15 protein-coding genes are annotated in these 17,315 nt (G+C 40.6%); 11 read left to right on the forward strand and 4 right to left on the reverse strand.

Going from position 1 to position 17,315, the window contains the following annotated elements; translation table 11 throughout:
• Positions 1 to 136: 136 nt before the first annotated feature.
• Positions 137 to 1,924 (forward strand): choice-of-anchor I family protein, encoded by a 1,788-nt coding sequence (locus tag F887_RS16645; protein ID WP_005291178.1) that lies wholly within the window; start codon positions 137 to 139, stop codon positions 1,922 to 1,924.
• 53 nt (positions 1,925 to 1,977) lie between these two features.
• Here F887_RS16645 and F887_RS16640 read toward each other — a convergent pair whose 3' ends face one another.
• The gene (locus tag F887_RS16640; RefSeq protein ID WP_005291180.1) at positions 1,978 to 2,604 is read right to left on the reverse strand and encodes an LOG family protein; all 627 of its coding nucleotides are present in this window, start codon (positions 2,602 to 2,604) and stop codon (positions 1,978 to 1,980) included.
• Positions 2,605 to 2,929: 325 nt separating this feature from the next.
• Here F887_RS16640 and F887_RS16635 point away from each other — a divergent pair, with 325 nt between their 5' ends.
• The 6 genes from F887_RS16635 (at position 2,930) to F887_RS16610 (ending at position 10,673) form a co-directional block, all read left to right on the forward strand.
• Positions 2,930 to 4,507: a TerC family protein gene (locus F887_RS16635; RefSeq protein ID WP_005291182.1), complete on the forward strand. Its 1,578-nt coding sequence runs from the start codon at positions 2,930 to 2,932 to the stop codon at positions 4,505 to 4,507.
• A gap of 86 nt (positions 4,508 to 4,593) precedes the next feature.
• Positions 4,594 to 5,064, forward strand: coding sequence for a YchJ family protein (locus tag F887_RS16630; protein WP_005291185.1), 471 nt, complete (start codon positions 4,594 to 4,596; stop codon positions 5,062 to 5,064).
• A gap of 52 nt (positions 5,065 to 5,116) precedes the next feature.
• Positions 5,117 to 5,761 (forward strand): trimeric intracellular cation channel family protein, encoded by a 645-nt coding sequence (locus tag F887_RS16625; protein ID WP_004802075.1) that lies wholly within the window; start codon positions 5,117 to 5,119, stop codon positions 5,759 to 5,761.
• Between the two features lie 102 nt (positions 5,762 to 5,863).
• Positions 5,864 to 6,502 (forward strand): tetratricopeptide repeat protein, encoded by a 639-nt coding sequence (locus F887_RS16620; RefSeq protein ID WP_005291188.1) that lies wholly within the window; start codon positions 5,864 to 5,866, stop codon positions 6,500 to 6,502.
• Positions 6,503 to 6,617: 115 nt separating this feature from the next.
• Positions 6,618 to 8,837 (forward strand): DNA topoisomerase IV subunit A, encoded by a 2,220-nt coding sequence (gene parC, locus F887_RS16615; RefSeq protein ID WP_005291190.1) that lies wholly within the window; start codon positions 6,618 to 6,620, stop codon positions 8,835 to 8,837.
• 156 nt (positions 8,838 to 8,993) lie between these two features.
• Complete coding sequence (locus F887_RS16610) at positions 8,994 to 10,673, forward strand: long-chain-fatty-acid--CoA ligase (RefSeq protein ID WP_005291193.1); 1,680 nt, start codon at positions 8,994 to 8,996, stop codon at positions 10,671 to 10,673.
• Between the two features lie 76 nt (positions 10,674 to 10,749).
• Here the strand turns inward: F887_RS16610 and F887_RS16605 are convergent, their stop codons facing one another.
• Positions 10,750 to 11,142, reverse strand: a complete 393-nt coding sequence (locus F887_RS16605; RefSeq protein ID WP_005291197.1) for a hypothetical protein — start codon at positions 11,140 to 11,142, stop codon at positions 10,750 to 10,752.
• 150 nt (positions 11,143 to 11,292) lie between these two features.
• Here F887_RS16605 and F887_RS16600 point away from each other — a divergent pair, with 150 nt between their 5' ends.
• Positions 11,293 to 11,691, forward strand: coding sequence for an MAPEG family protein (locus F887_RS16600; RefSeq protein WP_005291200.1), 399 nt, complete (start codon positions 11,293 to 11,295; stop codon positions 11,689 to 11,691).
• Between the two features lie 114 nt (positions 11,692 to 11,805).
• Positions 11,806 to 12,333 carry an inorganic diphosphatase gene (ppa, locus tag F887_RS16595; protein WP_004656389.1) on the forward strand — a complete coding sequence of 176 codons (528 nt, stop codon included), beginning with the start codon at positions 11,806 to 11,808 and terminating at the stop codon, positions 12,331 to 12,333.
• A gap of 101 nt (positions 12,334 to 12,434) precedes the next feature.
• Here the strand turns inward: ppa and F887_RS16590 are convergent, their stop codons facing one another.
• Entirely contained in the window at positions 12,435 to 13,706 is a 1,272-nt protein-coding gene (locus tag F887_RS16590; protein WP_005291202.1) for an OprD family outer membrane porin, read from the reverse strand.
• A 740-nt stretch (positions 13,707 to 14,446) separates the two neighbouring features.
• Between F887_RS16590 and F887_RS16585 the strand changes: the two genes are divergently transcribed.
• Positions 14,447 to 15,220, forward strand: coding sequence for a TorF family putative porin (locus F887_RS16585; RefSeq protein WP_005291206.1), 774 nt, complete (start codon positions 14,447 to 14,449; stop codon positions 15,218 to 15,220).
• Between the two features lie 115 nt (positions 15,221 to 15,335).
• Here F887_RS16585 and F887_RS16580 read toward each other — a convergent pair whose 3' ends face one another.
• The gene (locus tag F887_RS16580; RefSeq protein ID WP_032862701.1) at positions 15,336 to 16,100 is read right to left on the reverse strand and encodes a sulfite exporter TauE/SafE family protein; all 765 of its coding nucleotides are present in this window, start codon (positions 16,098 to 16,100) and stop codon (positions 15,336 to 15,338) included.
• Positions 16,101 to 16,494: 394 nt separating this feature from the next.
• Between F887_RS16580 and F887_RS16575 the strand changes: the two genes are divergently transcribed.
• The gene (locus F887_RS16575; RefSeq protein WP_005291212.1) at positions 16,495 to 17,283 is read left to right on the forward strand and encodes a TorF family putative porin; all 789 of its coding nucleotides are present in this window, start codon (positions 16,495 to 16,497) and stop codon (positions 17,281 to 17,283) included.
• Positions 17,284 to 17,315 lie beyond the last annotated feature (32 nt).

Raw genomic sequence — 17,315 nt, forward strand, 5'->3', positions numbered from 1 at the left:
AGTGTAATGCAACTGTGCTTGAAATACAGACTAAAATTGTCAAAGAGTGGTCATGAAACTGACATTAAAGTGTCATCGAATTTGCATCACCCAATACTAAATTAGCCATACAACATAAATTGTATGGAATTTGATCATGAAATTTAAGATTTCAGTTTTATTGGCGGCATTGCTGTCGGTGGGGTTAGTGGCGTGTAATGATGATAATGACAACGTAACACCAACACCTGAAGTCGTAGAGCCGACGCCAGAAACAATTAAGTTGAGCTTGTTGGGGCGCTATGAAACCAATATTTTTGCCAAAAGTGCGGCTGAGATTCCAGCTTATGAAGCTGCGACCAAACGTCTATTTGTTGTCAACGCACAGAAGGGTTTGGTTGATGTGCTAGATGCGTCAAAACCTGAAAAACCAGTCCATATTGCTGAGTTATCCGCACGCACTTATTTGGCTAATTCGGAAGTAAATAGTGTCGCGGTAAAAAATGGCATTGTTGCACTCGCAGTCCAAGCTGAGAAGAAAACTGATACTGGCATCGTGGTGTTTTTTAACGCCAAGGACTTGAGTTTTATCAGTAAAGTCAATGCCGGTGCTTTACCCGACATGTTGACCTTTAGCCCAGACGGTAAAACTGTTTTGGTGGCCAATGAAGCTGAGCCAAATGATGATTATTCAGTTGACCCTGAGGGATCAGTCAGTATTATCGATGTCAGTAATATCCAGCAGCCTAAAGCCAGTGTGGCAGACTTTAAGGCATGGAACACACAAAAGGCAGATTTATTGGCTAAAGGGGTACGTATTTTTGGGCCAAATGCAACTGTCGCTCAAGACTTGGAGCCTGAATATATTACCGTTTCTGCGGACAGCAAAACTGCTTGGGTGACACTCCAAGAAAACAATGCGATTGCACGGATTGATATTGCTCAGCAGAAAGTGACCGATATCTATCCATTGGGCTATAAAGATCATGGTCTCGTTGGCAATGAGCTGGATGTCAGTGATAAAGACAAGAAAATTGACATCAAAACATGGGCTGGCTTAGTGGGTATGTATCAACCTGACTCGATTGCCAATTATCAAGCCAATGGTCAAACCTATTTGGTCACGGCCAATGAAGGTGATGCGCGGGCATGGTTAAAAGATTCAGATGCATATTTTGGTGGTGATACAAGCAAAGGCTTTGTGGAAGAAATTCGAGTTAAAGATTTATTTAAGAGCAGTGGCTTTACCACTAAAGTGAAAGATGAGTATCCAGCACACTTGCAGAAAATTGCTGTCGGTGTCAAAGGTGCAAGACTCAATGCTGCAGTATTTGGTTATTGTGGTGCAACAGCAACAGATGCAAAAGAATGTCGTGAAGATAACCAATTAGGTCGTTTAAAAGTGACTTGGACCAAGGGTTACCAAATGCATGCTGATGGTACGCCAAAACTGGATGCAGATGGTTATTTGGTATATGACAAGCTTTATGCTTATGGTGCACGCTCATTCAGTATCTGGAATACCCAAGGCCAGATGGTATGGGACTCGGGTAGCGAATTTGAAAAGAAAATAGCCGAACTGTTCCCGAATTACTTTAATACTGATCATGAAGAAGTGGCGTTTGATAAACGAAGCGCTGCGAAGGGCCCAGAACCTGAAGGGGTTACTGTAGGTAGCATTGGCAAGAAAACCTTTGCTTTTATCGGCTTGGAGCGGATGAGTGGCGTTATGGTGTATGACATTACTACACCGAATAAGCCTAAATATATTGAATATTTTACCACGCGTAACTTTGTTGAAACTGATACTGCCAAGCAGGGGGACTTGGGACCCGAAGGGTTAATTTTTGTTGCGGCGAAAGACTCACCAAATGGCAAGCCTTTATTGGTGGTCGGCAATGAAGTCAGTGGTTCAACAGCAGTATATCAAGTCAATGTGCAGTAAGTGTTAGCCATAAAAAAGCGGATCGATCTGATCCGCTTTTTTATTTCGATGCTTTACACTTCGATATGAGTTGGAGCATTTAAGTTTTTAATGACATTTGAAATCTGTTCAGGCGTTTCGCAAATAATCACTTTGGCGCGATGCTGCGGTGGCAAGAAGCCTTCTTCCACAGCATGATCCAGTTGTGCAATCAATGCATCATAAAAACGGTTCACGTTATAAATAATCATCGGTTTTTGGTGTTGATTGAGCTGTCCCCAAGTGGCAATTTCCAGAATTTCTTCAAAGGTACCTAGACCACCTGGTAGGGCAATAAACGCACTGGCACGTTCAGCCATCAGGGCTTTGCGTTCATGCATGCTACTGACGATATGCAGCTCGGTCAGTTTATGGTGAGCAATTTCGTAATCCAGCATGAATTCAGGAATCACGCCGACCACTTCACCACTATGTTCAAGTACGGTATCAGCCACTTGTCCCATCAGACCAATACTGGCTCCGCCATAGACAATACCAAAACCTTGGTTGGCAATATGCTGGGCAAGTTCAATGGCTTTGTCTCGGTAAATCGGCTTGTTACCTGTACGTGAACCGCAATATAACGCAATAAGAGATTGGGTGGTTTTTATGGGAGTAGGAGTAATGCTTCTTGTCTCTGTCATTCTTAATACACTATTCATTCGTTTATTTTCACCTTATCATTTTCACTGTGCTTGTCTAGGCTAAATGAGGTTTGTGACAGTTTTATGCACACTTTACATACAAAGCTATTTTGTAACGCTTAGAAAGAATTTGAAAACATCATCCACATAAAAAGGGTGAATTTCACTGAAATCTTGCCTATACTAAAAATCCTTTTATTAATCTATGTACCTCTATGAGTAGTGGTTGTTGTCGCTCCGCATTGTTCTATTTTCCTAAAAAAAATGTTTTGGCTATTTGTGCCGACCTTTTAAAATCTCAACTTCATAACAATATTGCTGATTTTGCAGAGGAGTCACCTCAATGATTCTGGAATGGATGTCAGATCCTGCTGCTTGGGTTGGCTTAGCCACATTGGTGGTGCTTGAAATTGTACTGGGTATTGATAACCTTGTTTTTATTGCAATTTTGGCAGAAAAATTACCTCCAGAACAACGTAATGCAGCTCGTAGAGTTGGTTTGATTCTCGCCTTACTGATGCGTTTGGGATTGCTTGCGGCAATTGCATGGGTCGTGACATTAACTGAACCATTGTTTCATATTTTCGATCATGCTTTTTCTGGTCGTGACCTGATTCTACTGTTTGGTGGTGTGTTCTTATTATTTAAAGGCACCATGGAACTGCATGAGCGAATTGAGGGTCATCAAACACTGAAAGAAGAAAATCCAGTGCATGCTACTTTCTGGATGGTTATTGTTCAGATTGTAGTTTTGGATGCCGTCTTTTCTTTAGATAGTGTGATTACTGCGGTTGGCATGGTGAAGCATCAAAGTGTAATGATGCTGGCAATGATTATTGCTGTTGGTATCATGCTTTGGGCATCAAAACCACTGATGGACTTTGTCAATAAGCATCCAACCGTGGTGATTCTATGTCTTGGCTTCCTGATGATGATTGGTTTCTCATTGGTGGTTGAAGGCTTTGGTTTCCATATTCCGAAAGGTTATTTGTACGCTGCGATTGGTTTCTCGGTGTTGGTGGAAATGATCAATCAGACCATGCGCCGTAACCAAGAGAAATTGGTCACGACCACTGATTTACGTTATCGCACCGCCTCAGCCGTACTGCGTATGTTGGGCAGTAAAGGCAATGGTAATGAAGACAAAGAAGCAGAAGATGTTTTAGCGACTCAAGCTTATGCCAAAGAAGTCTTTGATGAAGACAATGGGGTATATCACAGTGTCTTGGTACAAGGTGTGCTTGGTTTATCAGAGCGTCCAGTCAAGTCGGTGATGACGCCACGTCCAGAATTGGAATGGTTAGATCTCGATGATGATCCTGCTGAGTTGAAAGAACGTTTAATGGCAATGACCCATTCACGTTTGATCATTGCGCGGGGTGAGTTGGATAATATTGAAGGTATTGTACTCACTCATAAAGTGTTGAATGAATACATCGAAACAGGTGCGATTGATTTCAGTAAGCACTTACGTGAACCTGTGATTGTGCATGAGAATGCGCAAGTGTTGATGGTGATGGAGCAATTACGTCAAGCACCGTTGCAAATGGCAATCGTATTGAACGAATATGGTTCGATTGAAGGGATTGCCACGCCGATTGACATGCTAGAAGCGATTGCAGGTGAATTCCCAGATGAAGACGAATTGGAAGCAACAGCGGAAAGTCTAGATGACGGTTCGATGTTGCTGGAAGGCTCAACTGATATTCGCCATGTGTCTTTGTTATTGGGCAAAGATTTGGTCGATGAAAGTGAAGAATACTCAACTTTGTCGGGCTATATCCTGTTCCATCTCGGTCGTTTACCTGAAAATGGTGACATGATTGAAGTGGACGGCTATCGCTTTGAAGTGGTCACCATGGATGGGCACAAAATTGAAAAAGTGCGCATTCTTGCCAAAGAAAAGTCTGTCGAGAAATAACTAAGCTGTATTATTCTGAATAGCCTTGAGTTTGACCGTTGTGATGTAATGGTTGTACTCGGGCTATTTTTATTTGAGAATTCAAAATGATTCTGTCAAAGAATTGTCCTTGCGGACATGGCTCCTATGCTGAATGTTGTCAGCCCTTGCATATGCAACAACAGACGGCTCAAAGTGCAGAGCAACTGATGCGCTCGCGTTATAGTGCCTTTGCATTGCAGCAGATTGACTATATTTTGCAAACCACAGCTTTGGGGCAGCAGACTTTGTTGGATCGTGCAGCGATTGCCGATTGGAGTCAATCGAATCAATGGTTGAAACTAGAAGTGGTGCAGCATCAACCCAAGCTGGATAAAACCCATGCGCTGGTTGAGTTTAAGGCACATTATCATGATGGCAAACAAGCACATATTCATCATGAAATTTCACATTTTGTGTTGCATCAGCAGCAATGGTATTTCCTTGATCCGACTTTAGACATGCAGATCACCATGAAACAACCGTGTATTTGTGGCTCGGGGAAAAAATTTAAACAATGTTGTGCACAATTCATCTAAGTTTGTCTTAGAATAGCGCACACTTTTACGCCTGATTTAGGGATGTAGGCAGATGTTACTCACCGTGATTTATATTATTGCTATTACTGCGGAAGCGATGACAGGTGCATTGTCAGCAGGTCGACGCAGTATGGACTGGTTTGGTGTGGTGCTGATTGCCTGTGTGACGGCTTTAGGCGGTGGTTCCGTTCGCGATGTGCTGCTCGGGCATTATCCTTTGACTTGGGTCAAACATCCTGAATATTTGGTTTTGACCTGTATTGCAGCCTTTGTCACCATCATTATTGCCAAATGGATGCGTCATCTGCGCAACATCTTCTTGGTACTGGATGCCTTAGGTTTAATTGGCTTCACCATCATTGGTTGTCAGATTGCTTTGTCGATGGGACATGGTTTTGTGGTGTCTGCGGTGGCAGGGGTCTTAACAGGCGTGTCGGGTGGTATTCTGCGCGATATTCTATGTAATGATGTGCCTTTGGTATTCCGTCGTGAATTGTATGCCAGTATTTCTTTTGTTGCCGTGATTTGTTATTGGGTGTGTTTGGAAGTTGGTTTGCCGCACGATCTCACCGTGATTTTTACGTTGGTGTTCGGTTTTACCTTACGTTTAATCGCAATTTATTTTGGTTTGGAAATGCCAAAATTTATTTATAAGGAAGATGATGCTGAGTCTGCTTCCTCAACAGACGAGCATTGATTGGAAAGCATGCCTGCAATTTATTTTATTGAAGGTTTTTAATGCCTTCTAAGAATTATTTATCTTAAATATGATAGCTTTTATACGATTATTAAATTAAAAATGAATCTTTTATCTGTGCAAGAAATGACTCCCGACGTGATGGAGTTAGATGTAAGTGAACAAATAAAAACAGGACTTAATTATTGTCTAGGGCGTAATGGAGCCGTTCAGAATCTCTTGTTGGGTCGAAATTGGTTATGGATTGCGGCTACCTATAATCAGTCACTTGTTGCTGAATATAATTGGGCTTCAACTTGGATGGCGCAACCCATCTATAATGAAAACGACATGATCTATACTGAAGAGCTTGAGGCACTTGCTGAACAAGGTAATGCTGCGGCTTTATATTTGTTAGGTGTTTACCATTCAGGTTCTAATGAAGATGAACATTTGGATATTGATCTTGCATTAAAATATTATGAGAAAGCCGTACAGCAGCAGTTTCCGCCTGCTATTAATAATCTTGCAGATAAATATGAAAATGGTACTGGCGTTGCAAAAAATTTAAAAATAGCCTTTGAGTTTTATTCTGCCGCTGCTAATCATGCAATTGCAGCATCTCAGTTTAGCTTGGGTCTTTTTTATTTAAAGGGGCTTTATGTTGAAAAAGATGACGAATTAGCTAGGAAGTGGTTAAAAAAGGCAGAGAAAAATGGCTGGTTTCCAGCATCAGAAATTCTATTGAATATGTTGCATTAAGCTTAACAAGACACCATTTGACGTTTAAACAACAACAAGGGCTTGTCACAACGCCTGCATCCACATAGCATACAAAGCATTGACGATAATAAATGATTTTGGATGACTCGCTGAAATGACCAGCCTTGCACATCATGCAACAGAAAACCGTTCCGTAGCCGAATTCACTGAGCAGGCTTACCTGAACTATGCCATGTACGTGATTATGGATCGTGCATTGCCCCATATCAGTGATGGCTTAAAACCCGTACAGCGCCGTATTGTTTATGCGATGAGTGAGCTCGGCTTAAAATCGACAGGCAAACCGAAAAAATCGGCACGTACCGTCGGTGACGTACTCGGTAAATACCACCCACACGGTGACTCAGCATGTTATGAAGCGATGGTGTTGATGGCACAGCCATTTAGCTATCGCTATCCATTGGTTGAGGGTCAAGGTAACTGGGGTTCCCCAGATGATCCAAAGTCATTTGCGGCAATGCGTTATACCGAAGCCAAATTGTCAGCGTATAGTGAGTTATTGCTGAGTGAACTTGGACAAGGTACCAGCGAATGGCAAGATAACTTTGATGGCTCGATGAAAGAGCCAATCACTTTACCTGCACGTATTCCCAATATTCTGTTGAATGGTACAACCGGGATTGCGGTGGGGATGGCGACCGATATCCCGCCACACAATTTACGTGAAGTGGTGAAGGGCACGATTGCGCTGATTCGTAATCCTGAAACCACAGATGAAAAATTAGCAGAGTATATTCCTGCACCAGATTTACCAACCAAAGCTGAAATTATTACTCCGCCTGAAGAATTACTGAAAATTCAAACCACAGGTCGCGGTAGTTATCGCGTTCGAGCAGTGTATACGGTTGAAAAAAATGAAATCGTGATTAGCGAATTGCCGTATCAGGTTTCAGGTTCTAAAGTTGTGACTCAAATTGCCGATCAAATGATTGCGAAGAAGTTACCTTTGGTTGCGGATATTCGAGATGAATCTGATCATCGAAATCCAACACGTTTGGTGATTGTACTTCGCTCGAACCGTGTCGATGCAGAAACGGTAATGAGCCACTTATTTGCCACCACAGATTTAGAATCTAGCTATCGTGTCAATCTGAATATGATTGGGGCAGATGGCCGTCCACAGGTGAAATCAATTCGCCGAATTTTGTTAGAGTGGATTGAGATTCGTAAGCAAACCGTGACCCGTCGTTTGCAATATCACTTAACCAAAATTGAAAAACGTTTACATATCTTGGCGGGTCTTTTAATTGCCTACTTAGATATTGATACCGTGATTCGGATTATTCGCGAAGAAGACCAACCAAAACCTGTATTGATGCAGCATTTTGGGATTGATGATATTCAAGCTGAAGCGATTCTAGAACTTAAGCTGCGCCATCTAGCCAAGCTTGAAGAAATGGAAATTCGTCGTGAGCAAGAGGAATTGGAGGCGAAAGCAGCCATTATCCGTGAGCAATTGGCAAATCCTGAATCATTGAAAAATCTTATTATTGGCGAGTTAAAAGAAGACGCGAAAAAGTTCGGTGATGATCGCCGTTCACCAATCGTTGTACGCGCAGATGCAGTACAGATTAAAGAACAAGATTTGTTGCCTGCTGAAACGGTAACGGTTGTTCTGTCAGAAGCAGGGTGGGTGCGTGCAGCCAAAGGTGGTGATGTCGATGCTGCGAATCTTAACTTCCGAGCGGGTGACCAGTATTTAAGTCATGCTGTGGGTAAAACCAATCAACGGGTGTATTTCTTGGATCAAACAGGGCGTAGTTATGCCTTGCCAATTAGCAGTCTACCTTCGGCACGAGGTTTAGGAGAACCGCTCAGTTCAAAACTATCACCTGCCAGTGGTGTTTCCTTCACCCAAGTGTTTATTGACGACGATAACAAGGAATTATTGGTCGCCAGTTCAAAGGGTTATGGCTTTAAAACGCAAGCTGCTCAGTTAGATACCAATGCGAAAGCAGGTAAAGCATTTTTAAGCGTGGCAGATAAAGCATTTGCTTTACCATTGCTGCCAATTCAGCAAGCAACCCATGTTGCCATTCTGAGTTCATCAGGGCGGTTACTGATTCTTGATTTAGCAGAACTTCCAGTGCTGAATAAAGGTAAAGGTAACAAGTTGATACAACTTGATGAAAAAGAGCAAATTTTATCCATGACAACCTTGACGTTAGATGAAATAATCCAAGTCGCTGCAGGACAACAGCATCTAAAACTGAAAGGGGAAGATCTCCAAAAATATCTAGGAAAAAGAGCAACAAAGGGGCAACTTTTACCACGCGGATATCAAAAAGCAAATAGACTCTTCATTCAGAGATAAGGCTAGTATTCTGTGATACAAATACGTTATATATGACAATGTATTCATATTGTTTGAATAGATTGACAGGGCAATTCAAAAAGTTAAAAAAAATGTTTTGTCATGGACGTAACGTTGTTACATTTTTAAGGATTACCACTCGGAGATAATGGCATTATGGAAAAGATTTGGTTTGCTGAATACCAAAAGACAGGAATTCCAGAAACAGTTGAACTGCCTGCTGAAAACACCTCACTTGTTGATATTTTTGAACGCAATTTCCAAAAATTTGGTTCACGTGATGCCTTTATCTTCATGGATAAAGTTTTAACGTTTAATGAATTAGAAGTCGCTAGCCGTAAATTCGCTGCTTATTTACAGAGCTTAGGTTTAGCTAAAGGATCACGTGTTGCGGTCATGATGCCGAACGTTTTCCAATACCCAGTGGTTGCTTTAGGTGTGTTCCGTGCAGGTCTAGTGCTTGTGAATGTGAACCCATTATATACCGCACGTGAACTTGAGCATCAATTGAATGACTCTGGTGCTGAAGTGTTGGTGATCATTGAAAACTTTGCCAGCGTTTATCAAAGCATTATTGGTAAAACACCTGTGAAGCATGTTGTGGTGGCTTCTGTAGGTGACATGTTGGGTACATTGAAAGGTACATTGGTCAACTTTGTTTTACGTAAAGTACGTAAGCAAATTCCAGCGTGGAACATCCCGGGTCATACTAAATTTAATGCGGCATTGAACAAAGCCAATCCGAGCAACTATAAGCGCCCAAGCTTAACCTTAAGTGATACTGCGGTACTCCAATATACGGGTGGTACAACAGGTGTTTCTAAAGGTGCTGAATTGACGCATCGTAACCTTGTTGCAAACTTACTTCAGTGTGAAGCAATTTTCTCAAGTAAATTTGGTGCTTCTGACAGTGCGAAAGGCGATCGTATCGTTTGTGCATTACCGCTTTATCATATTTTTGCATTCATGGTGTGTGCGCTTTACGGTATGTACAAAGGCCAAGCGAATATCTTGATTCCAAATCCACGTGACTTACCTGCAGTGGTGGGTGAATTACGTAAATACCAACCTTCATTCTTCCCAGCAGTAAACACATTGTTTAATGCTTTAGTGAATAACGAAGAATTCAAACAACTTGACCATAGCAATCTGAAGATGGCGATGGGTGGTGGTATGGCTGTCTTGCCTTCAACTGCGGCAGCATGGAAAAAGATCACAGGTACTACTATTATCGAAGGTTATGGTTTATCTGAGACTTCGCCTGTTGCAACTGCGAATCCACCTGCAACAACTGAGTTCAGTGGCACAATTGGTATTCCATTGCCATTAACAGAAGTTGCAATTTTGGATGATGACGGTAAAGAAGTTGCGCTTGGTGAACAAGGTGAAATCTCGATCCGTGGTCCTCAAGTCATGAAAGGCTACTGGAATCGTGCAGATGAAACTGCCAAAGTGATGACCGCTGACAATTTCTTCCGTACTGGTGACATCGGTGTGATGGATGCACGTGGTTATGTGAAGATCGTTGACCGTAAAAAAGACATGATCTTGGTGTCAGGCTTTAACGTTTATCCAAGTGAAATTGAAGAAGTGATTGCGAAGCATCCAAAAGTATTGGAAGTGGCTGCGATTGGTGTTCCAGATGAAAAATCAGGTGAAGTGCCGAAATTATTCATCGTGAAAAAAGATCCTTCTTTAACGACTGAAGAAATCATTGCTTATGCAAAACAAAACCTAACGGGCTATAAGTGCCCACGTTATGTTGAGTTTATGGAAGAATTACCAAAATCAAACGTAGGTAAAATCTTACGTAAAGATTTACGTAAACCAGCTTAAAAATCCCACTTAGCCTCCCTTTAAAAAAGGGAGGTACTGGAAAGGCGCCGCAATCGCGGCGTTTTTTTATTTGGATTTATTTGGTGCGATTAGATTTCATTAACCAACGGTCAATATAAGGTCGTCCGATGCCGACGATACCAACAAACACCAGCATAGTCGCCAGTTGAAACCGCAAACGGGTTGGATCGATACCATTAAAACTCAAATAGTTATCTGCAACAGCATACAGTACGATCACTACGAGCCAATGCCAAAGTGTTAAGCGATAAATACCAACGGCATAAAAGGCCACGGTGAGAATCACAAAGGTACCCAAAGTTGATTGCCAATTCAGATTGGCACAAATCACACAGAGTAAAAAGGCGACGATTGGTAGGACAACTTTCAGCACACGATCCACTAAAAGCTGATGCTGTCGTTGTTGGGCGAGAACATCAAACATTTCTTTTTGATCTTGGCGTTGCATGGTTGCACCTTAAAACTGTATGAAAAAACACAACTTTTACACAAATACGCTGTGTAAAAGAAACGCTTGTTGAACAAGCACAAATGAAAGTTCAATAAATTATAGATTATGATAGCATGATCAGAAGAACTTCAAATGATGGATGTCAGCATGCAAGGTATTAGCGGCATTATATTGATGATTATAGTCGCATGTTTGTTGCCGTATGTTTTTACCTTGATTGCAAAATCAAAAGGTGGTTTTCAAGCAAAAGATAATCAAAATCCGCGTGAGTTTTTGGCTAAAACAACAGGGCTGTCGGCACGAGCAAATGCAGTGCAACAGAATAGCTTTGAGAGCTTGCCTTTGTTTATTGCTGCTATTTTGATGGCAGAGTATATGGTAGTGCCTGAGCGATTTATTCTTACGTTGGGTTGGGCCTATATTGTGTTCCGAGTGATTTACGGCATCTGTTATCTAGCCAATTTGGCAACTTTGCGTTCAATCATTTGGTTTTTCTCGCTGCTTTGTCCAATTTTACTGTTCGTGATCACAATTAAAATGAGCTAAAGCACTGGATAGAAAATTCTCCAGCTGTTTGCATATCTAGCATCATTTTCATTGTATTCACGTTATAATCTGTCCGATTTACATCTGACTTCACAATATTAAACGAGTGTTGATATGAGTTATAGCAATATTCCTGCGGGTAAAGACGCACCTAATGACATCTATGTCATCATCGAAATTCCTGCAAATGCAGCGCCAATCAAATATGAAATCGATAAAGATTCAGATGCGTTATTTGTAGACCGTTTCATGGGTACAGCAATGTTCTACCCGGCAAACTACGGTTATGTACCAAATACATTGTCTGAAGATGGTGACCCATTAGACGTACTTGTTGTAACTCCACATCCTGTTGCTGCTGGTTCTGTGATTCGTTGCCGCCCAGTGGGCAAATTAAAAATGGAAGATGACGGTGGTATCGACGCGAAACTCATCGCTGTTCCACACGAAAAATTATCTCCATTGTATAAAGATGTTCAAGAATATACGGATCTTCCGCCATTATTGATCAGCCAAGTTGAGCATTTCTTTGCTCACTACAAAGATTTAGAGCCTGGTAAGTGGGTAAAAATCAGTGGTTGGGAAGGTGCTGACGTTGCTAAAGCTGAAGTATTGAAAGCAATCGAAGCTGCTAAAAAGTAACTTTGAAATGCTTAACCAAGTTTTAAAAATTTAAAGCTTGGTTATAAAAAAACCTCCATTCAAATGAATGGAGGTTTTTTTATTGCTTGATCAAATGTGAATTAGAATAATTTCACAGGAATATCAAGCCAGATACGCCATTCATTGGTATCACCGATATAAAGCTTATCGTAAGCATCGCTAGCACGGTAGTACGAGTGACGTAAACGTAAGCTTGCATCTTTGGCAAAACCAGATTGAACGGTGTATTTCACCTGATTAAAGAACTCGCGTTCTTGAGCAGTGTCGGCTACATCTTTAACTTTAATGTCCCAACCATAAACAAAAGCAGTCGTCCAACTTAAGCCTGGAACGCCATAGCCGCCAAAGTCGACGTTATATTGCAACTGTGCAGACTTTTCTTGGTTACCAATGAAGTCAGACAGGTAAGAGTTTGGCAAATAGATACTTTGAGCGCCATCAGCGTTCTCGCCGTAGTCATAACCGGTATTACCATTGTTTTGTTGGTAAGCCAACATCACGCTGTGTGGACCAGTGTTATAAGTCGTAGAAAGTGCCCAAATGGTATTTTTGCGATTAGACAAGTCATCAGTCGTACTAGAATACGTACTCGCTTTTTCATCCCACTTGGTATGGTAAGCGCTTAAATCGTAAGTCAGACCACTGTCTTTATCTAATGCTTGTTTATAATTTAAATTGATATAATGACGATCTAACTTATCTTTGCTGTCTAAGCCAAAGTAAGCGGCATTCAAGTTATCATCAAATTTATATTTTGCACCCCAAACCACGGCACGATCTAAATGGCGACCATCGCTATTGATTTGATCAGAGTATTGGTCTTTGGTGAATTTACCCGCAGTTAACTCTAAACCATCAATTTCACGGCTTGTTGCCAAAACACCATCGAAGTATTCAGGTACTAGACGTGCAGTGTTACTTGCCAAAACAGGAATATCTAAAATCTGTGTACCATAAGTCACTGTGGTATTCGAGATACGTGCTTTTACAAAACCGCCACCACGCGCCCAATGATCATAGGCTGAACCATCGGGATGCTTTGGAATCATACCGTTACCGGCATTATTGTTTGAGCCCAATTTAAAAGAGCCATCACCGATCACACCAGCACCAAAGCCAACTAAACCTTGAGTAAAGCCTGTTTCCAGTTTCACCATTGCCGTCTGAGCGTATGAGCTCGTGTCTTTGACACCGTTCTTTTTGTCACGATTTAAATAACCAGTACGGAATAAAATATCCCCTTTGGCATCTTCAACAAGTCCTTTTGCTTCGCTTTGTTCGCTTGCATATGTTGAGGTAATTAACGCGGCATTAATCAAAACCGCTAAAGTAAGTTTATTTGCCTTTGGCATAGCTCGCCTCATTAAAAAAAATAAATTTGGGATAGAACCGAAATTTTGACCAATTGTATAAGTTATGCATAAAAAAGATAGATTTTTATTAAAATAATTTAATTAATATTAAATAAAATACTTATATAATTTTATGATTTATTTCTCGTTTAATAATGCATCAAAATAAATTTAAATATATGATTTTAAATAATAATATGTTTTATTTTGATCGAAAAATAGCCTGATTATTTTTTGATTTATTTTTTCGAAAATATGTGATTTATTGCATTATTTTTTCTTTTTATTTAATGAGTTATTTTTTCTTTGTTTAAAAAATAAGCGTATCGGTTTGCAAAAAATACCATCCCGACGAATGACAGTGACTGACCAATCCAAAAGTTACAGATGTTCAGACTGACTTAAGCTTTTTGTAGATGCACTTTTATGGAACATTGTCTGTTTTTGCAAGGGAATGCTTATCTTTTAAGCATTGTGGTTGGTTGAATTAGTATCAATATGCCTCTTTTTTGTGCGAAAAATAGTCTTTATTTTTCTGTCGCTTCTAAATAGTTCAAAAAACCAGATCTATTTTTGATCAAGACCAATTCTGAGGCACATAGAACTGAATCACAGCACTTTTATGGGACAAAATCGAGATTTAGCATAGTTTTTCTAGAGTTGGCACAGCAATTGCTAGTTACTTTGCGATGCAATTTAAAACATAAATCAGTCGAATATCCATCATGGGGGAGATCAATATGATGAAATTTGCATGTAAAGCAATCGCGTTGAGTATTTGTGCAGTGACTTCGACTTTTGCTATGGCGGAAGAAACAAATACATTATCTCAATACGGCCTTAGCTTTTCTGGAACGGCTGCGTTAACGACTGATTATCGTTATCGTGGTATTACTCAAACTGAAGGTGATCCTGCAGTACAAGGTGGCTTTGCATTAACGCATTCATCTGGTCTATATGCGGGTGTTTGGGCTTCAAATGTACATTTCAGTGCAGACAACCCAACTCATTTAGAGCTTGATCCATATGTCGGTTATGCAACGGAACTTCCTTTTGCCAGCAAACCAACTTTGGATGTAGGCTTATGGTATTACGGCTATCCAAGTTCATCTGATATTAACTGGTTAGAGCTGTACGCCAAACTAGGCTTTAAAAACGTTCTTGCTTCTGGCGATAGTTTGCTAGGTGCTTTGAACTATACCAATGATTTTGCAGGTACTGACGAAAACGGTTGGTATATAAATGCGACTTATAACATTCCATTCGCTGATACTGGTTTCGGCGGTGTCGCAAGTGTGGGCTATACCAAAGTAGATAACTACGACTTTAGCGACACGGGCGCTGAAGATGACAACTATGTCGATTGGAAAGTCGGTGTGACTTATAGCGTGAAATCGGTGTCGGGTTTAACAGCTGAACTTGCGGCTGTAGGAACCAATATTGATGCGGATGCTCAACCCTATAAACGTGGTACTGAAACAGGTGCAGTGTTTACTTTAACTAAAGCATTCTAATCTTCTTTGAACAAAGAAAAGCCAGCATTTTTGCTGGCTTTTCTACTTTTCATATCGATCTAAGTTGTTAACTGAACAGGAGAGATCTTCGCTTTAATTAGGCTGTATAACTTAGTCAAAATAGAGAAAATCCCATTCTTACAATAAGAAAAATTAAAAGAATCAGAAAAAATAATCTGATAAATTGGCTGCCATAGCGGAGTGCGAGAAAAACACCGACTAAAGAACCCAGAATATTACAAATGGCGATCACTAAACCAATTTCCCACAATACATGGCCTGTGGGTATAAAAAACAAGAGTGCTGCGCTAAATGTCCCTAGATTAACAACCTTGGCCGATGCAGAAGCATTGAGAAAATCAAAGCCAAAAACTTTTACAAAGAGGAAGAGTAGAAAGCTTCCACTGCCAGGCCCGAAAACGCCATCATAAAATCCAATCAATCCGCCAAAAAGGATTCCGAGCAAGATTTCTTTAGAACCACATTTTACATAAGTACTTTGTGCACCTAAATCCTTCTTTAAAAATGTATATACAGCCATGATGATGAGTAAACAGAAAACGATATAGCTCATCAATTGCTTTGGAATATAAGCAGTGGTCATCGCACCAATAAATGCAAATATAAATGCCGCAAGCATCGTCGGAATCAAAAGTTTCCAAACAAACTTGATTTTATGAACAAATCTAAAAATGGAGGATGCTGTACCTGCCCAAACCGCTACTTTATTTGTACCGAAAACGGTGGCAATACTGTGTTGTGGCAAAGCATGTAGTAGAGCAGGTATTTGTACTAAACCACCACCGCCCACTGCGGCATCAATCAGACCACCACAGAAAGCAAAGAACCCTAAAGTCAGCAGGACGGTTTCATTAATCATCATATCAGCCAGTCTGAAAATTTTTATGTTGTTCGCACTTTTGAAAGCACAGTAGGCGAATCTTGTTTGATAGCTATCATTAAACAGCGTTTCTTTTGAACTTGCTGTTTTTTTATGCTGTTCAGGAGCTCAAGTTTTAAATGAATAAAAATTATGTGCTTGGCTAAAAAGGTGCTTTTTATGCGCTATGAAGGATAGGAGCCGCTCATTTCAGTTGCATGATTAGAACAACTTTGCTTTAGAACCTAGAAAATATTGATTTCATTCTTGTTAGTATTTGATTTTATTTGTCTTTTTTTATTTATATGATTTGGCACAGCAATTGCTAATTAGCTTGTGATGCAATTTAAAGCTTAAAAATCAATTGAGTATCTAAAAATAGGGGGAGATCAATATGATGAAGTTTGCATGCAAGGCTGCTGTACTAGGAATGGTGACTGCTGCTTCAACGTTGAGTTTGGCTGAAGAAACAAAACTACCATTTCCGGGAACCATTACAGGTAATGTGAATGTAGTATCAAGCTACAATTTACGCGGTATGACCAACTCGCCAGAAAGCGATACACCAGCGGTACAAGGGGGGCTGGACTATACCCATGACAGTGGCTTTTATTTGGGTTACTGGTTCTCGACTTTAACCGCTGCTTATGCCGACTTTAATACCTCACCAACCGATGTGAAGGAAGAGAAAAAATCATTCGAAAACGATTTTTACGCGGGCTATAAAGGCAAAATTACTGAAGATCTTGGTTATCAAATTGGAGGAACGGTTTATTACTATTATCCAGGTTGGGAGTCGACAGGTTATGAAACCATTTTGGGATTGAGCTATAAAGATTTCAGTATTACTGCACAAACCTTATTGAATAACGTGACTTTCGGAAATAAAGGTGATACGTATTTCTTGGCGACTTATGCGCCAAAACTCGCAGGTGGATTTACAGGTAAAGCGCAAGTTGCAGCCTATTATTATGGTGATGACGACGAGTATCTGGCTTATGAGGCCAAAGCTGGGGATGTAACCAAAACAGATTTTGCTTTCCGTCATGCGACACTGGGTTTATCGCATCCTTTGGGCAATACAGGCGCAACATGGAGTCTGGATTATATTTTTGGTGGTTATACGCGTGATGAAACCAAACAAAAGAACAAAGTGGTGTTAGCACTTGGTTATGCCTTCTAACGGAGACTGATCTATAAAGAAGCGGCCTTGAG

Source organism: Acinetobacter sp. NIPH 2100, assembly GCF_000369805.1.
GTDB lineage: Bacteria > Pseudomonadota > Gammaproteobacteria > Pseudomonadales > Moraxellaceae > Acinetobacter.